At 67.3% G+C, this 25,320-nt stretch carries 21 protein-coding genes; 8 read left to right on the forward strand and 13 right to left on the reverse strand.

The window, feature by feature from the left end; translation table 11 throughout:
• Nucleotides 1-41 precede the first annotated feature (41 nt).
• Together ACFVTE_RS07695 and ACFVTE_RS07700 are read left to right on the forward strand one after the other, a co-directional pair.
• On the forward strand, nucleotides 42-1,316 hold the full coding sequence (locus ACFVTE_RS07695) for a M20 family metallopeptidase (RefSeq protein ID WP_387098818.1): 1,275 nt from the start codon (nucleotides 42-44) through the stop codon (nucleotides 1,314-1,316).
• A 24-nt stretch (nucleotides 1,317-1,340) separates the two neighbouring features.
• Entirely contained in the window at nucleotides 1,341-2,630 is a 1,290-nt protein-coding gene (locus ACFVTE_RS07700) for an MFS transporter (protein WP_387098820.1), read from the forward strand.
• A gap of 7 nt (nucleotides 2,631-2,637) precedes the next feature.
• Here the strand turns inward: ACFVTE_RS07700 and ACFVTE_RS07705 are convergent, their stop codons facing one another.
• Nucleotides 2,638-3,936 (reverse strand): CynX/NimT family MFS transporter, encoded by a 1,299-nt coding sequence (locus tag ACFVTE_RS07705; RefSeq protein ID WP_387098822.1) that lies wholly within the window; start codon nucleotides 3,934-3,936, stop codon nucleotides 2,638-2,640.
• A 195-nt stretch (nucleotides 3,937-4,131) separates the two neighbouring features.
• Here ACFVTE_RS07705 and ACFVTE_RS07710 point away from each other — a divergent pair, with 195 nt between their 5' ends.
• From ACFVTE_RS07710 to ACFVTE_RS07720, 3 genes are all read left to right on the forward strand, one after another.
• Nucleotides 4,132-4,575: a hypothetical protein gene (locus ACFVTE_RS07710; RefSeq protein ID WP_387098824.1), complete on the forward strand. Its 444-nt coding sequence runs from the start codon at nucleotides 4,132-4,134 to the stop codon at nucleotides 4,573-4,575.
• Nucleotides 4,576-4,604: 29 nt separating this feature from the next.
• A complete protein-coding gene (trmB, locus tag ACFVTE_RS07715) occupies nucleotides 4,605-5,537 on the forward strand; it encodes a tRNA (guanosine(46)-N7)-methyltransferase TrmB (RefSeq protein ID WP_387098826.1) in 933 nt (310 codons plus the stop codon).
• A gap of 129 nt (nucleotides 5,538-5,666) precedes the next feature.
• Nucleotides 5,667-6,473 (forward strand): DUF1206 domain-containing protein, encoded by an 807-nt coding sequence (locus ACFVTE_RS07720; protein WP_387099021.1) that lies wholly within the window; start codon nucleotides 5,667-5,669, stop codon nucleotides 6,471-6,473.
• A 31-nt stretch (nucleotides 6,474-6,504) separates the two neighbouring features.
• Here the strand turns inward: ACFVTE_RS07720 and ACFVTE_RS07725 are convergent, their stop codons facing one another.
• A complete protein-coding gene (locus ACFVTE_RS07725; RefSeq protein WP_387098827.1) occupies nucleotides 6,505-7,188 on the reverse strand; it encodes a zf-HC2 domain-containing protein in 684 nt (227 codons plus the stop codon).
• The gene (locus tag ACFVTE_RS07730; protein WP_387098829.1) at nucleotides 7,185-7,685 is read right to left on the reverse strand and encodes a sigma-70 family RNA polymerase sigma factor; all 501 of its coding nucleotides are present in this window, start codon (nucleotides 7,683-7,685) and stop codon (nucleotides 7,185-7,187) included. The genes ACFVTE_RS07725 and ACFVTE_RS07730 overlap by 4 nt, the downstream gene beginning before the upstream one ends.
• A 191-nt stretch (nucleotides 7,686-7,876) precedes the next feature.
• Here ACFVTE_RS07730 and ACFVTE_RS07735 point away from each other — a divergent pair, with 191 nt between their 5' ends.
• Together ACFVTE_RS07735 and ACFVTE_RS07740 are read left to right on the forward strand one after the other, a co-directional pair.
• Nucleotides 7,877-8,398 carry a hypothetical protein gene (locus tag ACFVTE_RS07735; RefSeq protein ID WP_387098831.1) on the forward strand — a complete coding sequence of 174 codons (522 nt, stop codon included), beginning with the start codon at nucleotides 7,877-7,879 and terminating at the stop codon, nucleotides 8,396-8,398.
• Nucleotides 8,305-8,847: a DUF5655 domain-containing protein gene (locus tag ACFVTE_RS07740; RefSeq protein WP_387098833.1), complete on the forward strand. Its 543-nt coding sequence runs from the start codon at nucleotides 8,305-8,307 to the stop codon at nucleotides 8,845-8,847. Before ACFVTE_RS07735 ends, ACFVTE_RS07740 begins: the two co-directional genes overlap by 94 nt.
• Nucleotides 8,848-9,070: 223 nt before the next feature.
• Here the strand turns inward: ACFVTE_RS07740 and ACFVTE_RS07745 are convergent, their stop codons facing one another.
• A complete protein-coding gene (locus ACFVTE_RS07745; RefSeq protein ID WP_387098835.1) occupies nucleotides 9,071-10,795 on the reverse strand; it encodes an Ig-like domain-containing protein in 1,725 nt (574 codons plus the stop codon).
• A 204-nt stretch (nucleotides 10,796-10,999) separates the two neighbouring features.
• Nucleotides 11,000-11,860, reverse strand: coding sequence for a hypothetical protein (locus ACFVTE_RS07750; protein ID WP_387098837.1), 861 nt, complete (start codon nucleotides 11,858-11,860; stop codon nucleotides 11,000-11,002).
• Between the two features lie 248 nt (nucleotides 11,861-12,108).
• Between ACFVTE_RS07750 and ACFVTE_RS07755 the strand changes: the two genes are divergently transcribed.
• A complete protein-coding gene (locus ACFVTE_RS07755; RefSeq protein ID WP_387098839.1) occupies nucleotides 12,109-15,546 on the forward strand; it encodes an SNF2-related protein in 3,438 nt (1,145 codons plus the stop codon).
• A gap of 17 nt (nucleotides 15,547-15,563) precedes the next feature.
• Here the strand turns inward: ACFVTE_RS07755 and ACFVTE_RS07760 are convergent, their stop codons facing one another.
• The 8 genes from ACFVTE_RS07760 to ACFVTE_RS07795 form a co-directional block, all read right to left on the reverse strand.
• Nucleotides 15,564-15,974, reverse strand: coding sequence for a hypothetical protein (locus ACFVTE_RS07760; protein WP_387098841.1), 411 nt, complete (start codon nucleotides 15,972-15,974; stop codon nucleotides 15,564-15,566).
• Between the two features lie 233 nt (nucleotides 15,975-16,207).
• On the reverse strand, nucleotides 16,208-18,517 hold the full coding sequence (locus ACFVTE_RS07765) for a SulP family inorganic anion transporter (RefSeq protein ID WP_387098843.1): 2,310 nt from the start codon (nucleotides 18,515-18,517) through the stop codon (nucleotides 16,208-16,210).
• 415 nt (nucleotides 18,518-18,932) lie between these two features.
• Nucleotides 18,933-19,793, reverse strand: a complete 861-nt coding sequence (locus tag ACFVTE_RS07770; protein WP_387098845.1) for a phosphogluconate dehydrogenase C-terminal domain-containing protein — start codon at nucleotides 19,791-19,793, stop codon at nucleotides 18,933-18,935.
• A 1-nt stretch (nucleotide 19,794) separates the two neighbouring features.
• Nucleotides 19,795-20,595: a sugar phosphate isomerase/epimerase family protein gene (locus ACFVTE_RS07775; protein ID WP_387098847.1), complete on the reverse strand. Its 801-nt coding sequence runs from the start codon at nucleotides 20,593-20,595 to the stop codon at nucleotides 19,795-19,797.
• Nucleotides 20,592-21,434: a triose-phosphate isomerase family protein gene (locus ACFVTE_RS07780; protein WP_387098849.1), complete on the reverse strand. Its 843-nt coding sequence runs from the start codon at nucleotides 21,432-21,434 to the stop codon at nucleotides 20,592-20,594. The genes ACFVTE_RS07775 and ACFVTE_RS07780 overlap by 4 nt, the downstream gene beginning before the upstream one ends.
• Nucleotides 21,418-21,888, reverse strand: coding sequence for a ribose-5-phosphate isomerase (locus ACFVTE_RS07785; protein ID WP_387098851.1), 471 nt, complete (start codon nucleotides 21,886-21,888; stop codon nucleotides 21,418-21,420). The genes ACFVTE_RS07780 and ACFVTE_RS07785 overlap by 17 nt, the downstream gene beginning before the upstream one ends.
• A complete protein-coding gene (locus ACFVTE_RS07790; protein ID WP_387098853.1) occupies nucleotides 21,885-23,642 on the reverse strand; it encodes a dihydroxyacetone kinase family protein in 1,758 nt (585 codons plus the stop codon). Before ACFVTE_RS07790 ends, ACFVTE_RS07785 begins: the two co-directional genes overlap by 4 nt.
• 134 nt (nucleotides 23,643-23,776) lie before the next feature.
• A complete protein-coding gene (locus ACFVTE_RS07795; protein WP_387098855.1) occupies nucleotides 23,777-25,141 on the reverse strand; it encodes an MFS transporter in 1,365 nt (454 codons plus the stop codon).
• Between the last annotated feature and the right edge of the window lie 179 nt (nucleotides 25,142-25,320).

Below are 25,320 nucleotides of genomic sequence, written 5' to 3' on the forward strand. Positions count from 1 at the left end.
AGAATAGACCCACAGCACCGGACCACCAACGAGGAGAACACGTGCCGATTGCCGCAGACGCCCGCCACATGCAGGAAGACCTTGCCCGGTTCCGCCACGACCTGCACCGGGAACCCGAAATCGGACTGCATCTGCCGCGGACCCAGGAAAAGGTACTGAAAGCCCTGGAGGGCCTGCCGTACGAAATCACCCTGGGCACGGAGACGACGTCGGTCACCGCCGTCCTGCGCGGCGGGGCGTCCGACGGCGGTGCTTCCGGGGGGACTGCCGCCGCACCCGCCGTCCTGCCGCCTGCCGTGCTCCTCAGAGCCGACATGGACGGGCTGCCCGTGCAGGAGAAGACGGGCGTCGGCTACACCTCCACCATAGACGGCGCAATGCATGCCTGCGGCCACGACCTTCACACCTCCATGCTCACCGGCGCGGCCACCCTCCTTGCCGAGCGCCGGCACCGGCTGGCGGGCGACGTCGTCCTGATGTTCCAGCCCGGCGAGGAGGGCTTCGACGGCGCCAGCTACATGATCCGCGAAGGCGTCCTGGATGCACCCGGCCGGCGCGTGGACGCAGCCTACGGCATGCACGTGTTCTCCTCCCTCGAGCCGCACGGAACGTTCTGCACCAAGCCCGGCGTGATGCTCAGCGCCTCCGACGGCCTGGTGGTCACCGTGCTCGGCGCCGGCGGCCACGGCTCCGCCCCGCATTCGGCCAAGGATCCGGTGACGGCCGCGGCCGAGATGGTCACGGCCCTGCAGGTGATGGTCACGCGCCAGTTCAACATGTTCGATCCCGTGGTCCTCTCCGTCGGGGTGCTCCATGCGGGCACCAAGCGCAACGTCATCCCGGAAACGGCCCGCATCGAGGCCACCATCCGCACGTTCTCCGAGGAGAACCGGCAGCGGATGATGGAGACCGTCCCGCGGCTGCTCAAGGGCATCGCTGCCGCGCATGGCCTCGACGTCGACGTGGACTACCAGCAGGAATACCCCCTGACCATCACGGACCAGGACGAAACGCACACCGCGGAAAAGGTGATCACCGAACTGTTCGGCGATTCGAGGCTCTCGCGGTGGGCCACGCCACTCAGCGGCTCCGAGGACTTCTCCCGGGTCCTGGCCGAAGTGCCCGGCACCTTTGTGGGCCTGAGCGCCGTCCCCCGGGACGCGGACCCCGCCGCCTCCCCGTTCAACCACTCGCCGTACGCAACGTTCGACGACGGTGTGCTGGCTGACGGTGCCGCGCTCTACGCGGAACTCGCCATCAGCCGCCTCGAGGCGCTGGCCGGCGCCCGGGTTTCCGCTTCCGTTCCGGCCCTCTAGCCCGCCCATTCCAGGGAGACAACCATGACCACTATCATCAACGCCCAGCGCGAGGGCCGGACCTCGACCCGAAAGACCATCATCGGCACCGGCATCGGCAACGCCGTCGAATGGTACGACTGGGCCATCTACGCCACCTTCACGCCCTTCATCGCCAGCCAGCTGTTCAGCAAGTCCGACCCCGCCTCGGCCGTGCTGTCCACGCTGGCGATCTTCGCCGTCGGCTTCGTTGCCCGTCCCTTCGGCGGCTTCCTGTTCGGCTGGATCGGTGACCGGGTGGGCCGCAAGGCGTCCATGACGCTCGCCGTCGGGCTCGCGTCGCTGGGCAGCCTCATGATCGGCATCGCCCCCACGTTCGCCAGCGTCGGGGCCTTCGCATCGCTGATGCTGCTGGTGGCCCGGCTGGTACAGGGCCTGGCGCACGGCGGCGAGCTGCCGTCGTCGCAAACGTATCTTTCCGAGATGGCGCCCCGGGAACACCGCGGCTTCTGGGCCACGCTGATCTACACCTCCGGGACCATGGGCATCCTGTTTGGCACCCTGCTGGGCGCGGTGCTGAACATGGCACTGACCACCGAGGTCATGAACGCCTGGGGCTGGCGCATCCCGTTCCTGATCGGTGCCGCAATGGGCCTGTACGCACTGATTATGCGCTCCCGGCTGCACGAGACGGACGTGTTCGAGGGCGAGACCGCCACCCAGAAGCGTGCCCCGATCTGGCCGCAGATTGTCCGGTACCGCAAGCAGGCCGTGCAGGTGATCGGCCTGACCGTGGGCCTCACCGTCATCTACTACATCTGGGGCGTTGTGGCGCCCAGCTACGCGACCACCGCTTTGAAAATCGACCGCGGTGAGGCCCTCTGGGCCGGCGTCATCGGCAACATCGTCTTCATTGCCGCGCTTCCGGTCTGGGGCAAGCTGTCCGACCGGATCGGCCGCAAGAAGGTGCTGTGGGCCGGCGCGATAGGCTCAGCCGTCATGCATTTCCCGATGACCTGGCTGCTCAAGGATTCCGCCTGGCAGCTGGCCGTAAGCATGTCCGTCATGCTCATCTTCATCGCCGCGAGCGCTGCCATCGTTCCGGCCGTGTACGCCGAGCTGTTCCCCACGAGCATCCGCACCGTGGGCGTGGGCGTGCCGTACTCCATCTGCGTGGCAGTGTTCGGCGGGACGGCGCCCTACCTGCAGCAGTGGCTGGGCACCACCCTCCAGATGCCGAACCTGTTCAACGTCTACGCGGTCGTGCTGCTGGCCGTCAGCGTGGCGTTCATCTTCACCATCCCCGAGACCAGGGGCAAGGACCTGGCGCACTGACCTGTCGCTAGCCCCCGATGAACTTGTCCCGCCCGGCCCGGTAGCCGAACACCGCGGCCAGCAATCCCACCGCCAGGAACAGGAATCCGGCCGCCGCAAACGAGCCGGTGCCCTGGTGCAACTGACCCACCAGCAGCGTGCCGGTGGAGCCGAGCCCGTAGCCCACCCCCTGCATCATGCCGGAGAGGTGGGCTGCGGTGTGCCCGTCGCGGGTGCGGAGCATGATCATCGTCAGGGCGACGGCGGTAAGGCTTCCCTGGCCCAGCCCCAGCATCCCGGTCCACACCCAGACCAGGTCCAGCGGGCCGAAGATGCTCAGGGCAAAGCCGCCGCCGGTCATGAGCGCCACCACGGTGTTGATCACCCGCTGGTCGCGGAACCGGGCAGCGAGCGCCGGCGCGAAGAGCGAGCCCAGCATCTGCAGCACGATGGACACCGACACAATCAGCCCGGCCGTGCCGCCGTCCACCCCGCGCTCGCGCAGGATCGGCGCGAGCCAGGCGAAGACGCTGAAGGACATCATCGCCTGCAGCACCATGAAAATCGTGACCTGCCACGCCACCGCCGAGCGCCACACATTCACGCCCTCCCGCACCGCGGTGTGCTGCCCGTGCCGTTGCCGTAACGCCACCGGCAGGAAAAGCAAAAGTACGACGGCGGCCGGTGCCGCCCAGAACCACAGCCCCGACGTCCACTGCCCGGTAGCCCTGAAAACGGGATAGGTGAAGCCCGCGCCCAGCGCGGCGGAAGCGCAGATGGCCGTCGTATACAGGCCGCCCATCAGGCCGAGCCGGTGCGGGAAGTCCCGCTTCACCAGCCCGGGCAGCAACACGTTGCACAGCGCAATGGCGGCCCCGCATGCCGCGGTCCCGGCGAACAGCGCCGGCAGATGCCCGGCGCCCGGAACCTCTGCAGGCCGCAGGAGCAGGCCGGCCGTCAGGACGGCCATCGCCCCGAGCAGGACCCGTTCCGCTCCGAACCGGCGGGCAAGAACCGGGGCCAGCGGCGCAAACACCCCGAGCAGGGTGACCGGCACCGTGGTCAGCACCACCACCGCCCAGCCGGGCAGGCCGGCGTCGGAGGTCACCTCGGGGAGAACCGCCGAAAAACTGGAGAACACCGTCCTCAGGTTCAGCCCGATCAGCACCAGGCACAGGCCGAGGTATGCCAGCGCACGGCGGCCGGTTACCTGCGTGGGTTCGGCGGCTGGAACCTCGTCTGCCTCTGCGTCCACGAGGGTTTCCGCATTAACGGCCGGACGCGCCTGCCTGCCGTCGTGTTTCCGTGAATTCTGGGCATCGATCACCCGCCCATTCTTGCAGTCGCGCCGGGCGGACCCCGGCATCAAGCCGGCACCGGACGGAGCCTCCCCGCGTCCCGGTTATCCACATACGGTCGCTGCACGGTATCCGGGGTCCCAGCGGCGCCAATAGTCTGGCCGCACGTGCGCATCCAGCACGTGTGCATCCAATACGTCAGCAGTCCGCGTCCAGGAGGACCCATGAGCATTCCGCAGGCACCGGAGTCCGGAGAGCAGCCGCCGAACGGCCAGACAAATCCAGGTCCTGGGGCCCAGGGTCCCGGGATGCAAGGCTTTGGCTACCAAAGCCGGGACGGGTACGGCATGGCGGTGGCCAGCCTGGTGTGCGGCGCCCTGATTCTGCCCAGCGCGTTCTACACATCGGGTCTCGCCATGCTCGCCATGCTGTTTACCCGGCCGGACCGAGGAAGCAATGGCAAAGAGTGGGTGGCAAACGCCGTCTTCTATAGTTTGCCCGCCCTGTTCGCGGTGCTGGCCCTGGTCTTCGGGCGCGTTGCCTTGAAGCGATCGGTTCGAGGGTCCAGTGTGCGGCGCATCAGCCTCGCCGGACTCATTGTGGCCGGTGTGGCGGCCGTCATATTGGTCCTGCCGTTGTTCATTGGCGAATTTGATGCCTTCTCGTGACGCTCACCGGCTCCACTATTCTGGAAGGGATGAGCGAATCTCCCGAATCCCCCCAACCGCCGGCAAATCCGAACCAGCCCCGGCCGGTCACACCGGGAAGCCAGGCGTCCTATGGAACCTACGGCGGACGGCCGGTCAGCTTCGTCCGCCGCGGAACCCGGCTGCAGGGACGCCGCCAGACTGCCTGGGAGGAACACTCCGGCCGCTGGGCCATCGACGTGCCCCGCCATGTTGCCAACACATCGGTTCACCCCGACTATTCGTTCGACGCCGAAGCCGAGTTTGGGCGCCGGGCACCGCTGATCGTCGAGATCGGCTCGGGCCTGGGCGACGCCGTCTGCCACGCCGCCGAGGAAAACCCGGACAAGGATTTCCTCGCAGTGGAGGTCTACACTCCCGGACTGGCCAACACCATGATCAAGATCAACAGCCGCGGCCTCACCAACGTCCGTGTCGTGGAGGCGAACGCGCCCGAGGTCCTGGCCACCATGCTGCCAGCCGGCTCGGTCAGCGAACTGTGGGTCTTCTTCCCGGACCCGTGGCACAAGTCCCGGCACCACAAGCGCCGCCTCATCCAGCCCGAATTCGCCGAACTTGCCGCCAAGGCGCTGAAGCCGGGCGGCCTTTGGCGCATCGCCACGGACTGGTCCAACTACGCCGTGCATGTACGCGACGTCCTCGCCGGATCCGAGGTGTTCGAAAACCTTCACAACGGCGAGCGCAGCGGCCCCGAGAGTCCGCTCACCCACGTGTGGCAGACCGGCGTCGAATCGCTGGTGGGCGGCGCGCCGGTCAAGGAGGGACGGGCTCCCGTGAGCACGGAGCACACAGGACCCAACGAGGGCATCGACGAAAGGGGCGGCTGGGCCCCCCGCTTCGAGGGCCGCATCCGCACCAGCTTCGAGAACAAGGCGCACGAGGCAGGCCGGATGATTTTCGACCTCTGCTACCGGCGGGTTTAGCCTCGCCGGACCGCCTGGTCCAACCCCCGTCCGAGGACTCTGTTCCCGGGCGCCCCGCCGTGGCACGATAAGCGTGTGGCGTTGGGCCACAGCAGCTGCCGGCGCAGAGGAGCGATCATCAAAAGGGAACTGAGAAGCGCAGCCGGCAAGGCCGAGGACGTCACGAATTCCAAGCCCCTCGAAATGCTGGCACGCGGTGGATTTGCAGCTAGCGGCGTGCTCCACATCCTGGTTGGATTCATTGCCTTCGGGCTTGCCCGGGGCCGTGGCGGCCGCGCGGATGTGAGCGGCGCCGTCGCCGAACTGGCCAGCCAGCCCGCCGGGCCGGCGCTCCTGTGGGTCAGCTTCGCCGGGTGTATTGCCTTGGCCCTGTGGCAGGCCGGTGACGCCATTTTCGACTTCGAACGGTTGCCCACCAAACACAAGGCCGGCAAGAAGCTGCAGGCCGGGGCGCAGGCTGTCGTGTATGCCGGGCTGGCGTTCACCCTGGCCGCCTTCGCGCGCGGCGCCGGACAGGACAACCGGGAATCAACCAGCGACTTCACTGTCAATCTGATGAAGGCGCCGGGCGGCGTCCTGCTTTTGGTGCTGATCGGCGCGGCTGTGGCGATCGTTGGCGTCGTCTACGCGGTCCGCGGGTTCAGGAAGTCCTTCGAGAAGCACATCAGTCCGCCGTCCACGCCGGGCGGGCGCAAGGCCATCACCGTCGTCGGGATGGTTGGCTATGTGGCCAAGGGCGTCGCCCTGTTTGTGACGGGCCTGCTGGTGGTCATCGCCACCGTCACCGTCCACCCCGAGAAGTCGACGGGTCTCGACGGCGGGCTCCGTGCACTGCGGGAACAGCCCTACGGAGTGTACGTGCTGGCCGCGGTGGGCGCCGGGCTCATCTGTTACGGGGTCTTCACGGTGGTGCGGGCTCGGCTCGCCAAAATGTGAACCCGCCACGGCTGCTGAAGAACCACGCAGTTCAGGTGCCCGGCACGGCAATGACGGCAATGGTCTGCTGCCGGTCATTGCGCACCTCGACGCTCGCGATGCTCGTGTACTGCAGCGGCGTAGCGCTGGTAACCCGGACCCGTCCGCTGGGAGTCGCCATCCACGCGCACGCCCGGTCCTCAACCCCGGCACGGTCCTTCACCCACAGGGAAAGCCGGCCGTTCTGGGGCAGGCTGCGACCGTCGACGGCCAGTTCGGTGCCCCAGGTCTTCTTGACCATGCCCACCGTGACCTGCATTCCGGTGTCAGCCTTGACCGAGTAGCTGACATCGGGCTTGTCGGCGGGATCAAAGAGCGGCGCGGCCGCAAATCCCAGCGCGAGGCAGGCCGCCGCAACCACCCCCACAAGGGCCGTCAGCCGCCGTCGGGAATTACGGCGGCGGGCCGCCAGTTCGTCCAGAACAGGCTGGGGGACGGGGGCCAGGCCGGGGGACGCCGTATCCGCTCCCGGCCGGCGGGCCGCCGGGACGGCGAGTGCCACGGCCTCCGGGACGGGAAGGGCATCCAGCAGTCCCGGCAGGGATTCCAGATCCGACAGTTCACTGCGGCACATGCCGCAGTGCTTGAGGTGGTCCTCGAAGCGCAGCCTGTCCGCGTCGTCGAGCCCTCCCAGCAGGTATGCCCCCAGCAGCTCATGGACTTCCTTGCCGTTCACCGTTCCACACCCATTTCATCGAGTATTGTCCGCAGGGCCTTCACCGCGTAGAAGGCCCTGGATTTCACCGTTCCGCTCGGAATGTTCAACTGCACCGCCGCCTCGCCTACCGTGAAGCGCCGGTAGTGCAGCGCCACCAGCACATCGCGGTGCTCCGAACTCAGCCGCAGCAGCGCTTCCTCCATCAGTACCTTGTTCAGCAGGTCGTCAACCCGTCCGGTGGCCTCCTCCGGGTCCGCGATGTCACGGTCCTCGGCCTCCAGCGGGCGGCGCTGTGACTTCCGGTAGTTGTCGATCATGATGTTCCGGGCCGTCCGGAACAGGTAGCTGCGCATGCTGCCCGTAACCTTGGGCGCCTGCTGCCAGACACGGAGCACCGTCTCCTGCACAATGTCGTCGGCCAGGTGCGGGTCGCGGGAAGCACTGAGCACAAACCGGCGAAGTGCCGTTCCGTGCTCGCGGTAGATCGCTGCAACCAAGTCCTCATCCAGCGGCACGTTCGGCCTCCCTGCAATGACCTGTGAAGCCGGATCCGAGCGGGCCGGCCTTCCTGGCAAATACGACGCTGGCGGCCGGAAATAGGTTCAATACCGGTCAGCGTCAGATTCTTTGAACCATTCTTCACCTTTGTGCGTCATTCCAAATAGCGCCGGCCTCCAGTCTGCCGGCCCGAGCCAAGGAGCAGCACATGAAGAAGCAACTGAGCGTTGGCCTCGCAGTTATGGCCTTTGCCGCCTCACTGACGGCATGTGGCGGCGGATCCGGCACAACCACCACCACCACGGCGGCGGCCCCGGCCAGCGAGTCGCCGGCGACCAGCGCCAGCGCATCGGCCACGGCGTCCGCCAGCGAGATGGCATCGGTGGACCTCAAGACCGCATCGTCCAGCAAGGGTGACATCGTGGTGGACGGCAAAGGCATGAGCGTCTACTACTTCACCAAGGACGTCAAGGACTCCGGCAAGAGCAACTGCCTCGGCGAATGCCTCGTGAAGTGGCCTCCGGTGATTGCTGTCACGGACACCCCCAAGGTCGAGGGTGTGACGGGAAAGGTCGGCACCATTGATACACCCGACGGCAAGAAGCAGGTGACGGTCAACGGCATGCCCGTCTACCTGTGGGAGAAGGACAAGGCCCCCGGCGACATCACCGGGCAGGGCGTCGGCAACGTCTGGTACCTCGTGGCACCCGACGGGACGATGATCAAGTAAGCCTGCAGGTTTGGGCCGGCGCTTCTCCGGAGGCGCCGGCACTACCAACGGAGCATGGCGAATCCACACAATCTGACAGCAGAGGCCGGAACCTGGAAGTCCATGACGAGCTCCTTGACGGCCAGTACAGGGACCACCCGAACCTGCGGCCCATCGCCAACACCCTCCTGGCGTGGGCCGCAGCCCATCCGGGCGTGGCAATCCAGATGCGCAAAGGCTACGTGTCGCTGCACAGCAGCCGCCGGAAGTTCGCGCAGATAACCAGGGCGAGCAACACGGCCGTGGACGTGACTCTCCGCCTTGAGGCGCCTATTGGGGAGCGCCTCAAGGCGGTCAAGGTCCGCGATGGCGACTTCTTCGACCGCAAGGTCCGGCTCACCTCGGATGAGCAGGTGGACCAGGAATTCCTGGACTTCCTCGAGACCGCCCTCGAGCAAAACAGCCGATGAAGTCCGCTGATCGAGCCTGTCGGGATCAAGGCTTGACCAGAACGCAACTCGGTTTCGACAAGCTCAACCGGCGGGTTCCGGTCGTCCGAGCGACAGGCCCGGCAATCGCCAGGCTCAACCGGCGGGCGCGTACCCCGCCTGCACATGGGTCCGGCCCGGCGCTGCCCCTGCGGGCGGCACCGGGCCGGAGGTCCTGTGAAACTGTGAGTGTGCAACTGCTCGGTTACCGTCCTGTGGTGAAGCTCCAGGAGAGGCCGCTGAGCGGGTTCCCGCCGGCATCCTTGATGCTGGTGGAAATGGTGGCGGTGTACTTCGTGTTGGCCGCCAGGGTCACGTTCGGGTTCAGCGTGGCCACGTGGCTGGTGGCATTGTAGCTGACGGCGTAGCTCACCAGGGCGCCGGTGGCGGCGTTCCGGAGGGCAAACGATCCGCTGCTGACGCCCGTCACGTTCTCACTGATGGTAGCCGTGACGTTGGCGGTGCGGCTCACGGCCGTGGCGTTCGCGGCCGGGGACTTGGCGGTCACGACCGGCCGCGGTCCCGTGGTGAATGCCCAGGAGTTAGCAGCGATCGGGTTGCCGGCGATGTCCGTGATTCCGGCCGTCAGCGTTGCGGTGTGTTTCCGGTCTGCCGCGAGCGTTGCATTCGGGTTCAGCGTGGCAACCCGGGTGGTGGCGTTCCACGTGACCGGAGCGGCGATGAGCGCTCCCGCGGAGTTCTTCAGGGTGAAGGACGCCGTGCCCAGACCAGTGATCGCCTCGTTGAAGGTCGCCGTGACGTTGGCCGTCTGGCTGGCCATCAGCGAGTTGACGGCCGGTGCCTTGGCAGTAACCACCGGTCCGGCCGTGTCGACGGTGAGGGCCAGCGATCCGGCGGAAAGTGTTTCGACTCCGCCCGGGCTCACTTCGCCTGCCGTCACGGTGTGGCGGCCGTTGGCCAACGGGCGGTTGGACGTGATCGAGTAGCTGCCGTTCGCGGCCACCGATGCCGAGCCGCTGGCCACGCCGTCGATGTAGAGGTTGACGCTCGCAGCGTCCGGCAATGCGACGGCACCGGTGAAGCTCGGTGTGGTGCTGCGCGTGATGTTGTCCGTGTTCAGGCGCCCGGTATCACTGGCGGCGGTCAGGTCAGGAGTGCTCGGCCCCTTGGCCAGTGGTGCGGTGCAGGGGGCGGCCGGGCCGCCGATCGCCGCGTACTCGAAAATCGTGACTTCGTTGCCGACGGCGGCGTTGCGTCCCAGCCACATGCCCCGGCTTTCGGAGGTGTTGGCGGCTGTAGCGCGGTCTGCGTCGGTCACACCGTCCGTGCCAACGCCGGTGAGTCCCGTCCAGGTGGCCGTCCAAGTGGTGAGGCCCGGGCCGTCGTACACAACGGTGCCGTCCTCGCCTGAGCCCGGGGCGCCGGCACGCAGCGTGCGCCGCCCGTTCAGGGCGAACGCCTGGTTGGCTGCCACGATTCTGGCTTCCAGCTGGTCTGCGGGAAGCTGGCCGCCGCCGGGCGCAACAGCGGTGCCCTTCATGACAACGGTGCCGGCATTGATCTTGGTGGCCGGCTGCGTAACGGTGACGTTGCCCACGAACGTCTGGTCACCGACGTCGGGCGCTGTCAGAACGCGGATCACGTCACCGGAGCGGATGTCCGGCGTGGTGCCTTCCCAGCACCCTCCGCCGGGATGGTTGACTTCAACGATGCCGCCCACGGGCACAAGGTTGGACACTGTGCCGATCACCGCGCCGCCGCGAAGCACCTGGATCGTGGGACGGTCGCTGTCCGCGTACCCTTCGGCGGAGACCATGTCCCGTTCCGGGAAAACAGTAATGATGTGCGTCCCCGGGTCACTGATGACCGCGAAAGCCGGAACAACTGCCGCCGTCGGAACGGCCAGCGCCACCAGCGCACCGGCCGTGATCGCAGCCGCGAGACGTGGACGATTTCTTGCAGGTTTCATGGAAAGCTCCCCTCAAAGGCCCCAGACTTCACCCGGCTGAGACCCAGCGAGGGTGATCCTCTTCAGGTCCATGATCTGAAGAGGATGCCAGTATCTGGACGCCACCCTGCGGAAACCTTTAAACAAAACCTATGCGACCCCTCAACAGGGCGGACGCACGGGTGGGCCGGCCGGCGCCGGAAAACGCCGGCCGGCCGCGCTGCGCTACGCCTCTACGAGGTCCTCGTCCAGCTCCTCGAACTCGACGGCGGCCACGATTTCCTTGGTCTCCGGGTTGAGCATGAAGGCCTCGTCGTCGTCCTCGATCATGAGGAAGTCGCCGTGGTCGGTGCTGAAGCGCCACGCGAGCACCGTCTCGCCGTTGTGGTCGTAGTTCGGATCCCCCAGGGTGATCTTCTGCAGCTCGTACCCGGCGATGTCGCACAGCTCGCGGATGATGACCTCGAATTCCGGGGCGTTCTCCAGGGCCTCCTCCTCGGCCTCGGCGCGCCGCTCCTCGAGGTCCGGCAGAGCCGCCACTCGCTTGGCGATGTGGGCGGTGAGCTCGTCGTCGTTCAGGACCAGCAGGCCTTCCTGTCCGCGCAGCCACGCCGCGTTGAGGGCCACGATGTCCTCCGTCTCGAGGAGGAGCGATTCGAATTCGGCGTCGAGGTCCTCCATCGCCTGCACCCGTTCGGGGAGCTCGCCGTCCTCCTCGGCGTCGGCTGCGCCATCCAGGTAGATGTCCGTTTCCTCCTCGGAGAGGGCATCGAAGGCCTCCACGGTGCGGCCGAAGAGGTCAACGTGACCAGCGGCGCCCATGCCTTCCAGGCCCTCGCGGATGTAGGCGTCAAGCTCCTCACGGTCCGGGGCGGTGAAGACATACTGCGCGAAGCCGCCGCCCAGGGACTGTGTGAGGTAGAAGTCCACGAAGTAGCTGCGCAGCGCGTTGGGAGCAATCTCCGCCGAGCCGAGGAGCTCCTGGTACATGGTGTTCACCACGGCAACATTGGAATCAACGACCTCCCCATCGCCGCCTGCGGCGCCTTCGACGGTCAGGACAACGGGGTATTCGCTGGAAGTCATGGGAAATCCTTACTGCAGAAAGCCGGTGATGCTCAGGACTCTCCCAACGTACGCGCCGCCGGCCGCCCGCAGGTTTAGGGCGAAGTGAACGTCAGGCGAAGTTTCCCCGTACCCCGTTTGGGCACAAAACAGGACAAAAACAGAAGAGCCCGACGGCGGGCGGCGGCAAATTTGAGGGCCCCTCCGGCCCGACTAAGATGGATCAGATAACCTGCAGATTTTCGACCTGCCGAAAGTAGCGCGCACCCATGCCTTCCCAACCGGACGACAGTGCGGCACTGGCAATCCAGACCCCCGCGATCAACGACCGCTCCCTCGCGGCCGGGCTCGCCTATGCCATGGGCGGCCGCGTCTCCGGGATCTCGTTCGACGCCGCCACCGGCCTCATGCTCGGCAAGGTCCGCGGCGGCTCCGAGGTGCCCTACTCCACCACGGCCAAGCTGGTCCGCAAGGGCGGCGGCTGGAGCTGCACGGTGGGAGTCTGCAGCTGCCCGGTCCGCAAGGACTGCAAGCACGTGGCCGCACTCCTGTTCGCGGCCGAAGACAACCCGGCCGTGAGGGTCCAGCTCCTGTCCCCTGCCGACGTCTCGCGGGTGTCGCGGGAAAAGTCCGTGCCGGCACTGTCGGACTGGGAGCAGGCCCTCAGCCCCCTGATTTCGCAGGCCGGCCCTGCCCAGCAAACCGGCGGCACCCCCCTTGCCCTGCAGTTTGAGGTGGAGGAACCGGCCCCGCACTTCTCCTACACAGGCCGCCGGGATCCACTCCGCAGCGTCCGCCAGCTCAAGGCCCGCCCGGTGATCATGGGCGCCAAGGGCAAATGGATCCGCGGCGACGTCTCGTGGAACACGCTGAGTTACCTGAGCTTCAAGCGCGAGTGCAACCAGGCGCATGTGGAATGGATGCAGACCTTCCTCGCCGCGCACACCGCGGGCGCGAACCGCGCGTACTCGTCGTCGTCCCTCTGGCTGGGACTGAACACCTTTGCCGGCAAGAACCTGTGGGGCCTGCTGGAGGAAGCCCGGCAGCTCGGCGTCGCGCTGGTGCACAGCCGCGGCCAGGAGCCCGTGAAGGTGGCGGCGGAGCCCGCGGCGGTGGGCCTGAACCTGGGCCGCTACGGGAGCGGCAGCCAGGACGGCGGCCTGGAGCTCGCGTCCACCATCACGGTGGACGGCACCGAGGTTGATCCGGCGTCGGTGGGTACCATCGGCCGCCCGGCACACGGCATTTTCCTCACCACCAGCGGGGACTCGCTGCCGGGGGTCGCCGCCGATGAGACCATCACGCTGGCCCCGCTGGAGAGCGGACTCAGCGAGGAACTGCTGGCGTTCGTCACGGCGGGCAACACCCTGCACATCCCGGCACGGGATGAAGGCCGCTTCCTCACCGGCTTCTACCCCAAGCTGAAGCAGACCGCGCGCGTGACGGCGGCGGATGAATCCGTCGAGCTGCCCGAGCTCGCCATCCCGACGCTCTCGCTGCTGGCGAACTACGGCGCCGACCACCGTGTGCGCCTGCACTGGGAGTGGCACTACAAGTCCGGCACCATCGTCACCGCGCAGCCGCTCTGGCGCCACCCCGGCGACCACGGCTACCGTGACGATCCAGCCGAGGCCCGGATCCTGGAGGCCGTGGGCCAGCCGTGGGATGTTGTGCCCAAGCTGGGCGAGTCAGCCACCGGCGGCTGGGGCACGCCGCGGCTCGCGGCCACCGCGGAGCTGAGCGGGCTGGACACCCTGGCCTTCACGGAGGAGGTGCTCCCCCGGCTGCGGAACACGCCCGGCGTCGACGTGGACACCTCCGGCGACATCGCGGACTACCGGGAGGCCGAGGAGGCGCCGGTGGTGGCGATCTCCACGAAGGCCACGGACCAGCGTGACTGGTTCGACCTCGGCATCGTGATCACCCTCGAGGGCCAGCCGGTGTCCTTCGCTGCCCTCTTCTCCGCCCTTGCGGCCGGGCAGACGCGCATGCTGCTGCCCAGCGGCGCGTACTTCTCCCTCGACCTGCCGGAGCTGCACCAGCTGCGTGCACTAATCGATGAGGCCCGCGCGCTGCAGGATAACTCGGGCGATAAGGACGCGCCCCTGCAGATCAGCCGCTTCCAAGCCGGCCTGTGGGATGAGCTTGCCCAGCTCGGAATCGTGGACGAGCAGGCGGCCGCCTGGCGTACGGCGGTGGACGGACTGCTGGCGGACGGCGTCCAGGGCCTCCCGCTCCCGGCCACCCTCAACGCCGAGCTGCGCCCGTACCAGCTGGAGGGCTACAACTGGCTGAGCTTCCTGTACCGCCACAGCCTCGGCGGCGTGCTCGCGGACGACATGGGCCTGGGCAAGACGGTCCAGGCGCTGGCCCTGATGTGCGCGGCCAAGGAACACGCCGGGTCTTCCGCGGACGTTGGGCAAGCGGACTCCCAGGCAGCGGACCCCAAAACCGAGGGCGACGGCGGCACTCCCTTTTTGGTGGTGGCCCCCACCAGCGTCGTGGGCAACTGGGAGGCCGAGGCTGCCCGGTTCGCGCCCGGCCTGACGGTCCGCGCCGTCGGCGAGACGTTCGCCAAGAGCGGCGCCGACCCCGCTGAGGCCATGGCCGGGGCGGACATCGTCATCACGTCCTACGCGCTGTTCCGGATCGACTACGAGTCCTATGCCGGACGGCGCTGGGCCGGGCTGGTGCTGGACGAGGCGCAGTTCGTGAAGAACCACCAGTCCAAGGCCTACCAGTGCGCCCGCAAGCTTCCGGCCGCGTTCAAGCTGGCCATCACCGGCACGCCGCTGGAAAACAACCTCATGGAGTTCTGGGCGCTGACATCCATCGTGGCGCCCGGGCTGTTCGCCAGCCCGTCGCGGTTCGCCGAGTACTACCAGAAGCCGGTGGAAAAGAACGGCGACAAGGGGCAGCTCGACAAGCTCCGCCGTCGGGTCCGTCCGCTCATGATGCGCCGCACCAAGGAGCAGGTCATCAAGGACCTGCCGCCCAAGCAGGAACAGGTCCTCGAGGTGGTGCTGAACCCGCGGCACCAGAAGGTCTACCAGACCCACCTGCAGCGTGAGCGGCAGAAGATCCTGGGCCTCATCGAGGACGTGAACAAGAACCGCTTCACGATCTTCCAGTCACTGACTCTGCTGCGCCAGCTCAGCCTGGATGCGACGCTCGTGGATGAGTCCCTGTCCGGCGTGCGGTCCAGCAAGCTGGACGTGTTGTTCGAGCAGCTGGAGGACCTCGTGGCCGAGGGCCACCGCGCCCTCATTTTCAGCCAGTTCACCGGGTTCCTGGGCAAGGTCCGCGAGCGCCTCATCGAGGAGAACATCGAGTTCTGCTATCTGGACGGCGGCACCCGGAACCGTTCCGACGTCGTCAATGAGTTCAAGAACGGTGCGGCGCCGGTGTTCCTGATCAGCCTCAAGGCCGGCGGCTTCGGCCTGAACCTGACCGAGGCGGACTACGTGTTCCTGCTCGACCCGTGGTGGAACCCGGCGTCGGAGGCGCAGGCGGTGGACCGCACGCACCGCATCGGCCAGGCCAGGAATGTCATGGTGTACCGGCTGGTGGCGAAGGACACCATCGAGGAAAAGGTCATGGCGCTCAAGGCCAAGAAGTCGCAGCTGTTCGCCGACGTGATGGAGGGCGATGCGCTCTCCGGCGGCGCACTCACGGCGGAGGACCTGGCAGGGCTCTTCAACGACTGAGGTGCTCCCGATTCCCGTCAGTCGAGGGACATCGCGGCGGCCGGTGCGGGGCGCAACACTAAAGAAATCCGCCTGCTGAACCACCGTCCCAGGGCCTTGCCTTTGCCCTTCCACCAGCTGTCCTCGTCGGTGTCGGTGCGCCACCGGTAGATCAGGACCACCAGCACGAACATCCCGGCCGTGACGGTTGGCCACACTCCGGAGGCAGCATCGAGCAGCGCCCTGACGGCCGTGGCCAGGATCGCCGGCACCACCAGCGTGCGGAAGACCGTGTTGGCCAGATACCGCCGATGGGAGCGCGGCACGGAGAGCATGCGGACCATGTCCGAACAGGCGCACACCACCACCACGGCCTGCCCCAGCGTCAGCAGGATGGACCCCGGCAGGGACCCTGCGAACTGTAGCGCTGCCGCCAGCCCTGAATTCATGGCCTGCACCTGTCCATGTTCGTCTCCTCCGTCTTCCGCGCTTCCAGTTGCACAGCGACCTGTACCCCGATGTGTGTCAGACCATTCAACGGTGCCGTCCATCTTGAGTCACGAGGGGCGGCTACCCGTTTTTGCCATCGCCGCCACCCGCTCCGTGGAACAGGTACGCAGCCCGGAGGCCCGTCTGCCAGGCCTCTGGGCCGCGTACTCCGCTCAGATGTGCGCCGCCGCCGTCAGGCCGGGGACATTTCCTCGGCCCGGGGCAGCGGATCCAGGTGGCTGATGCCGGAGGGCGTGATCTGCAGGACGCGTGCAGTGGCGATGTCATAGAACAGGCCCGTCACGTGGACGTTCCCGCTCCGGACGGCGTCCTGCAGGCTGGCGTGCTGCTGCAGCCGCTCGAGCTGCACGGCAACGTTGACCATGGCCAGCTGGTCCACCGCGCTGTAGCCTGCCTGTTCCGCGGCAACCTGGACGGGATGTCCGGCCTGGAACGCTACGAGGCTCGGCCGGCCGTGGTCGAGCCAGGAATCGACGGGGCAGCGGTCCGCGGCCTTCTGGTCTGCGCCAGGGCCGGCGAGCAGCGCGGTCATGGCGCCGCAGCCGGAGTGGCCGCAGACCACAACGGACGTGACGGACAGCTCGTCGAGGGCGAACTTCAGGGATGCCTCGACAGACGGTTCAAGCCGGTCATTTCCCACCACGTTGCCCACGTTCCGGACCGTGAACAGGTCCCCCGGGCCGCTGCTGGTGATCAGGTTGGGCACCAGCCGGGAGTCCGCGCAGGTGATGAACAGCGTGTCCGGGTCCTGGAAGGTGGACAGCTCCTGGACGTGCGGACGCAGCAGGTGGGCGTGGCGGCGGTGGTAGCTGTCCACGCCGTTGAGCACCGAGCGCACCGGGGCCGGGACATGCCCTGCCGCGTTAGCGGCCAGCGGGGCGCTAACGCGCTGCCAGCTCCGCCACGGGGCGAACCCGCCGCGCAGTGCGGAGCGCGATGAGCCGCGCGCAGGGGTTCCTGCCAGGGCGGCGTGCAGGGTGGCGGTACCGGTTTCCTCGATCTCGACGCTGCCGCCGTTGTTGACGTGCCGCACGCGCCAGGCCTCCAGGGTGTCGTGCACCGGGTGGTCGAGGTAGTCGACGTCGAGTTCCACCGTGACGTGCGCCGCCGGCGGCACCGCTGCCAGCACCTTGCTCAGGCGGGGGAGCGACAGGAACGTGCAGGAGCCGTCGATGACCACGCGCCAGCGGTTTTCGGCTGCTGAGCCGAGGGGCTCCGCGTGGATGCTGGCGCGGACCACGCGCCAGACGACCAGCAGCACGGCCAGGGCCAGCCCGATCAGCACGCCGGCCAGTAGGTTGACGAACACCACCGTGAGCAGCGTGGCGGCGTAGACGGCCAGGTCACCGGTGACACGTGCCGTCTGGAAATCGGCCACCTTCACCAGGCGGATGCCGATCATGATGAGCAGCCCGGCAAGCACGGCCTCGGGCACCAGCTGGATGACTCCCGCCAGCAGCAGGGAAAAGACGAGAACCCAGATGCCGTGGAGGATGGCGGACTTGCGGGTCCGTCCCCCGGCCTCCACGTTGGTGGCACTGCGGACGATCACGCCGGTAACGGGAAGCCCGCCCAGCATGCCCGACGTCATGTTGGCAGCGCCCTGGCCGAGGAGCTCACGGTTGAAGTCCGTACGCTCGCCGTGGTGCATCTTGTCGACGGCGACGGCGGACAGCAGCGACTCGACGCTTGCCACCAGGGCGATGGTGACGACGCCGACAGCAATGGCTGTCCACTCCCCCTGCGGCAGGTGTGGAAGGGACAGGGCGTCCAGCAGCGAACCGTCAAAGGTGATCCGGTCGACGTCGGAATTGAACGGCAGCGACAGCAGCGTGGCGGCCACGACGGCCACGAGCGGGCCAGGTACCCGGCGGATGGCAGCCGGCATGTGCTTCCACGCCACGAGCAGTGCGATCACCACGGCGCCCAGGAATGCGGCCTGCGGGTCGACGGCGGCCAGGCTGTCCGGCAGCGCCAGGATGTTGTGCAGCGCCGCTTCGCCCGCTTCGCTGCCGAGCATTACATGCAGCTGCTGCAGGACGATGATGATGCCGATCCCGGCAAGCATCGCGTGCACGACAACGGGGGCGATGGCGAGCGCAACGCGCCCCACCTTGGCCATGCCCAGCAGCACCTGCAGGACGCCGGCGGCCACGGTGATGGCACAGGTGACCGGCCAGCCGAACTGCTCAATGAGGCCGGCGACGATGACCGTCAGGCCGGCAGCGGGGCCGCTGACCTGCAACGGTGCGCCGCCAAGGCTGCCCGCGACGATGCCGCCGACGGCAGCCGCGATCAGTCCGGCCATGACCGGCGCGCCCGAGGCCGCGGCGATGCCAAGCGACAGCGGGACGGCGACGAGGAACACCACGAGGGAGGCGGGCAGGTCCCAGCGGAGGCCCGATGTCAGGCGCGCCAGGGCTGGTATCCGGCTCCTGCCGGAATGGATGGGGTTTGGATCCGTGGCGGCTGGCGAGGGCATATAAGTCCTTAGCTCGTTCGAAGGGTCCTTATCCACGCTATTGACGCGCCGCTGGGGGCCGCAAGGCTACCGCGCGTGAGAAGAAACACGAGGTCAGAACGGACATAAAGCGAAAACTAGTGCACTAATCCATTCGTTTGCATAAACCCTCGGCCGTCCCGGGATGCAAGGTTCCCCACCCTGCAAGGGCTCCCCGCCGGGCAGCAAGAACGGCCGCTGTTCAAGTCACATCCCATCGTCCACAGGTGACCGTATGTTCACCCGGGGAATAAATTTCGACGGCGGATCCCCCGGCTGTTGCGGGCGGCGGCCGGTTCGGCTGGTGAACGTCGGTTAAACGGCGGGGGACCCATCCCGGGGGATGGGTCCACCGCCGTTGGAACCGGTGCCGGCTGACCGAGCTTGCAGGCGGCGTTTAGCGCTTGACGGCCTCCAGCTTCAGCATCTTGGCGATGACGCTGTCGAGCTCGGAGTCGTCGAAGATCTTCTTCCAGTCATCCTTGATGATGGTGTCCTTGCCGTACTGGATGGCGATTTCGCAGGCCTCCGAGAACGGGTTGGAGCCGCGCAGGGCGTTGGTGAGGGCGATCTGCACGTGGCCGAAGAGCATGGCCTTGGCAGCTTCCTCCGGCACACCGGCGGTGTGGACAGTCTCATGCAGTGCCTCGTTGAGCAGGGTGCCGATCATGCAGGCAACGGTTTCCACGAGGGTGGGCTCGAGGATGGCGAGCTGTTTCACGGTGACCCAGTGGACGTCGATCACGGGGGCGTAGATGACCTTGATGGTCGCCTCGGCCGCGGCGCGGGCGGCCTCCGTGGCGTCCTCGTCGATCGCGGCGACGACGTTCTGCGGGGCGCCCTCGCCGCCGAAGGTGTCGGCCCATTCTTCCTTGGTGGTGCGCTCCAGGAACACGGACGGGTGGCAGGGGTGGGCCACGGCCTGGACGACGTCCTCGCGCTGGGCGAGCAGGCCGGCGTAGGCGGCGGCCGGGTCGAGGGTCAGCAGGATCGCGCCGGCCTTCATCTGCGGGACGACGCCCTCGGACACGACGCCCAGGACGGTGTCCGGGACGGCGAGGATAACGACGTCGGCGCCCTTGACGGCCTCGTCGGTGGCGGTGATTTCACGGCCTTCTTCGCGGACGCGGTCCTGGCCGGCGGGTGAGTTCTCGGAGTAGAACACGGTGTGGTTCGACTTCTGGAGGTTACGCGAAACGCGCATCCCCATCTTGCCTCCGGCTCCGATAACGGCGACGGTCAACTGTTCTGCAGACATTTCATTTGCTCCTTAGGAAATCGAGGCTTTGCTGGGTCCACTGGTTTTCGAGGCGGATGGTTTCGTCCTCGGAGTCCTGCCACGGCAGCCAGTGTTCGACGATCTGGTTGATGTTTCTTTCTTTGGGCTGAAGCTTCCGGGCCATGTAGTCGTAGTCCAGAAGTCCTTCGCCGAGCGGCGCGCCGGAGTACGTGAACCCGACCCACCCCTCCTTGCGGCTGAACGCAAAGTCTTTGATGTGCATGTTCAAAACATGGGGTGCGACGGCGTCAATCACCTCACGCGGCGACTCCAAGGCCGCCACGGTGTTGGCCGGGTCGCTGCACACACCCAGGTAAAGGCTTCCGACGCGCTCGATGACCTCCAGGATCCGGGCAGTGGGGACCTGTTCGTACGTCTCGATGGCGATCTTCACTCCGGCTGCCTTGAACTCGGGCAGGACCTCGGTGAAGATCTCCACGGCCTCGTCCGCTGTCGGGGTGTGGCCCGGGGTGTTGAACATGGTCCGCAGCAGCGGCGCCCCCAAGATCCTGGCGATGTGCAGGAACCGGCGGAGGTGCTCCGGCCGGATGCCCTTGGTGCCCAGCTCCAGGCTGACCCCCAACGAGTCGGCAGTAGCCCGGACGGCCCGCAGTCCGTCGTCGCTCATGGTTTCCAGCGGCGCGTAGTCGCAGATCTGGAACAGGTCCACGCCCAGTGCCGCGGTCCGCTCCAGCGCCTCGTGGATGCTCAGCGGTTGGGAGACCCGGTCCGAGAGCTGCCAGAAGAACGCGTAGCTGCTGAGCCCTATCCTGCTGCTCATGCTGCTACCTCCTCGGCAACCAGCCGGTGTGCTGCCTCGTCCAGGATGTCCTTCACGGCTGCGGGATTGTGGGCGAAGCGGCCCAGGAACAGCCCGGTAACGGCGGGGCCGAGCTGGCTGATGAGGCCTGGGCCGGCGCTGCCGCCGTAGATGACCCGGCTCTCTTCCTGCCCGGGACGGCCGCGCAGGTGGGCATCCAGTCCGGTGATGACCTCGCTGATGAACGCCGGCGATGCCGGTTCGGCTGCGCCGATGGCCCACTGCGGTTCGTAGGCCACGATGGTGCGCCCAGTGCTGCCGAGGCTTCCGGCACGGTTCAGGACGCCGTCGATTTCACGGATGCAGTGCTTGATGGCGTCCGCCGCGGTGCCGCGTTCGGGTTCGCCCACGCACAGCACCGGGGTGAGGCCGTTACGGTAGGCCGCGGCGGTCTTCAGCCCGATCACGTCGTCATCCTCGCCGAAGATGCGGCGCCGTTCGGCGTGGCCCACCTCGGCGTACCGGCCGCCGGTTTCGGCCACCATCTTGCCGCTGACCTCGCCGGTGAAGGCGCCTTCGTCCTCCCAGAAGATGTCCTGGGCGCCCGCGGTGGCCCCGGCGGCGGACAGGATCCGCGCGCACTCGGGCAGCACCGGGTGGGCCGGCAGGGCGAACAGTTCAATGTCGCCGCTGCGGACGGCCGGGTGGGCCGAAGCGATCTGCGCGACGTCCCGGCACCAGTCCAGAGTGCGCTCGTAGCCGAAATACATCTTCAGGCTGACGCCGATGATGACCTTCGGACCCGTAGAGCGGGATGAACCGGCGGCCGCTCCGGCGGAGGAATTAGCAGGAAGTGACACCCTCGTAGTCCTTAATCAGGGTGACCTTCTCGGCGGAGGCCGAGGACTCGTCAAAGGTGTACGTCAGCCATTCCTTGGCGAGGCGGCGGGCGAGTTCCAGGCCGACGACGCGCTGGCCGAAGGTGAGGACCTGGGCGTTGTTGGACAGGATGGAGCGCTCGACGGAGAAGGAGTCGTGGGCGGTGACGGCGCGGATGCCGGGGACCTTGTTCGCGGCGATGGCCACGCCCAGGCCCGTGCCGCAGACCAGCAGGGCGCGGTCGGCCTTGCCGGCGGCGATGAGTTCGGCGGCGGCGATGGCCACGGACGGGTACGGGGTGTGGCTGGTGGCGTCCACCCCGACGTCGGTCACGGACTCAACCCGGTCGGACGCTTCCAGGTCCGCCTTCAGGGCTTCCTTGTACTCGAACCCGGCGTCGTCGGAACCGACGACCAGGCGCAGTTTGGCGCTCATGCGTTCTCCTTAGTGGTGGTTGCCGCAGCTTTCGCGTCGGCAAAGGTGTTGTGGATGGCGCGGACGATCAGCGCCATGGATACGGCGCCGGCGTCCGGGGTGCCCAGGCTCTTCTCGGCGTGCGGGCGGGCCCTGCCCATCAGGGGCAGCAGGTTCGCGGTTTCCTCCGCCGCCTGCTGGGCCACGGTGGCTGCCGCACCCCAGGCGTCGGTGAGGGACTGGCCGGAGCCGACGGCGGCGGACAGGGCGTCGCGGAACGGAACCAGGACGTCCACCAGGGTCTTGTCGCCCACCTTGGCCTTGCCAAAGCCCATGATCGAGGCGGCGGCCTCCGCCACTCCGGCGGCGACAGCGCCGGCGTCGGGCGTGGTGCTGTTTCCGATCGCGTCGCCGACGGCCCGCAGGGCCATGCCCCACAGCGCACCGGAGGTGCCGCCGGCCCGGTCGGCCCACGCGTCGGCAGCCTGGTGCAGGGTGGTGGAGGCACCGGCACCGCGTTCGACGGCGTCGGCCGCGGCCTCGACCGCTGCCCGGACACCGCGCTCCATGCCGATGCCGTGGTCACCGTCGCCGGCAATCGCATCGATCCGGCCCAGCTCCTCGACGTTGGCATCAACGACGTCCTTCGCGGCGCCGAGGGCGGCCAGGACGCCGACTGCGGCTGCGCGGGACTCGGCCGTGGCTTCCGGAATGGTTACTTCTTCGCTGACATCCGCGGTGACTTCATCGTCGGTCAGTGCAACAGCCGTGACCGCACCGCGGCGGAAGGCAGGGGCGTCTGCCGGCGCGTTCCAGAGTGTTTCGAGTTCCTCGTCCAGCCAGAACAGGGTCAGCGAGGTGCCGGCCATGTCGAAGCTGGTGACCAGCTCGCCGACCTGCGGGTCAACGGCTTCCAGGCCGGCCTCGGCCAGGAGCTGGGCGACGCGGCGGTAGACCACGAACAGTTCCTCGTACTTGACGCTGCCCAGGCCGTTGAGGATCGGCACCACGCGTGATCCCCTGGCCTCAAGGCCGTCCGGGACCTCGGTAAGCAGCTTGCCCACGAGCAGTTCGGCGAGCTCATCCGCCGTCGGAATGTCGGTTTCGTCGATGCCGGGCTCACCATGGACGCCCATGCCCACGGCCATCCGGCCCTCGGGGACGGTGAACAGCGGGCTCTCGGCGCCCGGGAGGGTGCAGCCGCTGAACGCGACGCCGAAGGACCGGGTGCGGTCGTTGGCGCGTTCGGCGATTTCCACGGTGGCGTCCATGCCGTAGCCGGCCTCGGCTGCGGCGGCCGCAACCTTGAAGACCGTCAGGTCACCGGCGATACCGCGCCGCTTCTGCCGCTCCGCGAGCGGAGCGGAAGAGACGTCGTCGGTCACGGCGATGCTGCGGCAGTCGACGCCCTCGGCCCGGAGACGTTCCTGTGCCTGGGTGAAGTGCAGAACGTCGCCGGCATAGTTGCCGTAGCCGAGCAGGACACCGGCGCCGTTGTTGGCAGCCTTGGCAACGCTGTAGACCTGCTGCGCCGACGGGGACGCGAAAAGGTTGCCCATCGCCGCACCGTGCGCCAGGCCCTGGCCCACCAGGCCGGCGAACGCCGGGTAATGGCCGGAGCCGCCGCCGATCACGAGTGCCACGGTGTCCGGGGTGCTCTTCGTGCTGCGGGCCACCCCGCCGGAAACACGCCGCACCCACCGGCCGTGCGAGGCAACAAAGCCCTCGATCATCTCATCAGCAAACGCTGCGGGTTCATTGAACAGGCGGGTCATTGGGGAACTCCTGGGACTATCAGTGGAAATCGTGGGACGCTGCGGTCGGGGTGGTTACCCAACTGACTGGCAGTTGTTGTCGTTATGGCCGTCCAAAACGACAACAACTGCGAGTTAGTTGGGCGAGCCGGCACTCACGGCTCGGAGTGGTGTCCGGCACCCGCGGGGTCCAGGGCCTCGGCTGCGACACCCTCGCTGACCTTGCCGGAGCGGCTGAGGGCCACCATGAGGATGCAGGACAGGAGCATGAAGCCGCCGACGACGAACATCGGGACGGTGTAGCTGCCGGTCCAGTCCTTGAGCCAGCCGGTGATGTAGCCGGCGCTGAAGCCTGCCAGGTTGCCCATGGTGTTGATCAGGGCGATGCCTGCCGCTGCGGCCGCACCGGTGAGGAACTGGGTGGGAACGGTCCAGAAGTTGGGCAGTGCAGCGAAAATCGACATGGCCGTGATGGTGATGACGGCGATGGTGGCTGCCGGGGATCCGGCGAACAGGGCCAGCGGGATGCTCAGGCCGCCCACCAGGGCAGGAATCGCGATGTGCCAGGTCTTGACGCCCCGCTTGGTGGCGTCCTTTGACCAGAAGTACAGGGCGAAGGCGGCCGGCAGGTACGGGATCGCGGTGATGAGCCCCTTCTGGAAGACATCAAACTTGGCGCCGTAGAGGCCTTCGAAGCCGGAGATGATGGTGGGCAGGAAGAATCCGAGGGCATAGAGGCCGTAGATGAAACCGAAGTAGATCGCGGACAGGACCCAGACGCGGCCGTTGCCGAAGACGGTGCGGACGCTGACGTGCTTGTTGCTGGCGACGGTTTCGTTCTTTTCCTTCTCCAGGGCACCGGTCAGCCAGGTTTTTTCCTCGGTGGTGAGCCACTTGGCCTTGGCCGGGGAGTCTGCCAGGTAGAACCAGGCGATGACACCGATGATGATGGCAGGGAGCGCTACGCCGAAGAACATGACGCGCCATCCGGCGAGACCGAAGAGCCCGTGCTGCTGGATGAGGAGGCCGGCCAGCGGGGCACCGATGACGGTGGTCAGCGGCTGGGCCAGGTAGAAGAGGGCGAGGATCTTGCTGCGGTGCCGGGCCGGAACCCAGAGGCTCAGGAAGAGGATGGCACCCGGGAAGAATCCGGCCTCGGCCACACCGAGGATGAAGCGCAGGATGTACAGCTGCTCAACGTTGCCAACCCAGGTGAACAGGAGCGAGACGATGCCCCAGCTCACCATGATGCGGGCCAGCCAGCGCCGGGCGCCGAACTTGTGCAGCGCCAGGTTACTGGGGACCTCGAGCAGGATGTAGCCGATGAAGAAGACGCCGGAGGCAAAGCCGAACTGCGCCGCACCGAGGGCCAGGTCCGTGTTCATGCCGTTGGGGCCGGCGAAGGAGATGGCCGTGCGGTCCAGGTAGTTGATGAAGAACATCAAAGCGACGAACGGCACCAGCCGCACCGCCACTTTCCTGATTGCAGATCTTTCGACCACCGATTGTGTGGTGTCCACATTGACTCCTAGATGTTGGTAGCCCCGGCAGCGTCCTGCTCTGGATGCTTGGGGACTTCTCTCAATGCCGTCCGCCGGGAGGAGACCGGCAGTGGCTACGCGTTGTGAGATCAACCATACGACCGAACAGGCAAATTGGTCAACCGGTTGACGGATTTTTGCTTTGCATCGTCGCGCCC

This window comes from Arthrobacter sp. NPDC058097 (assembly GCF_042884885.1).
GTDB lineage: Bacteria > Actinomycetota > Actinomycetes > Actinomycetales > Micrococcaceae > Arthrobacter.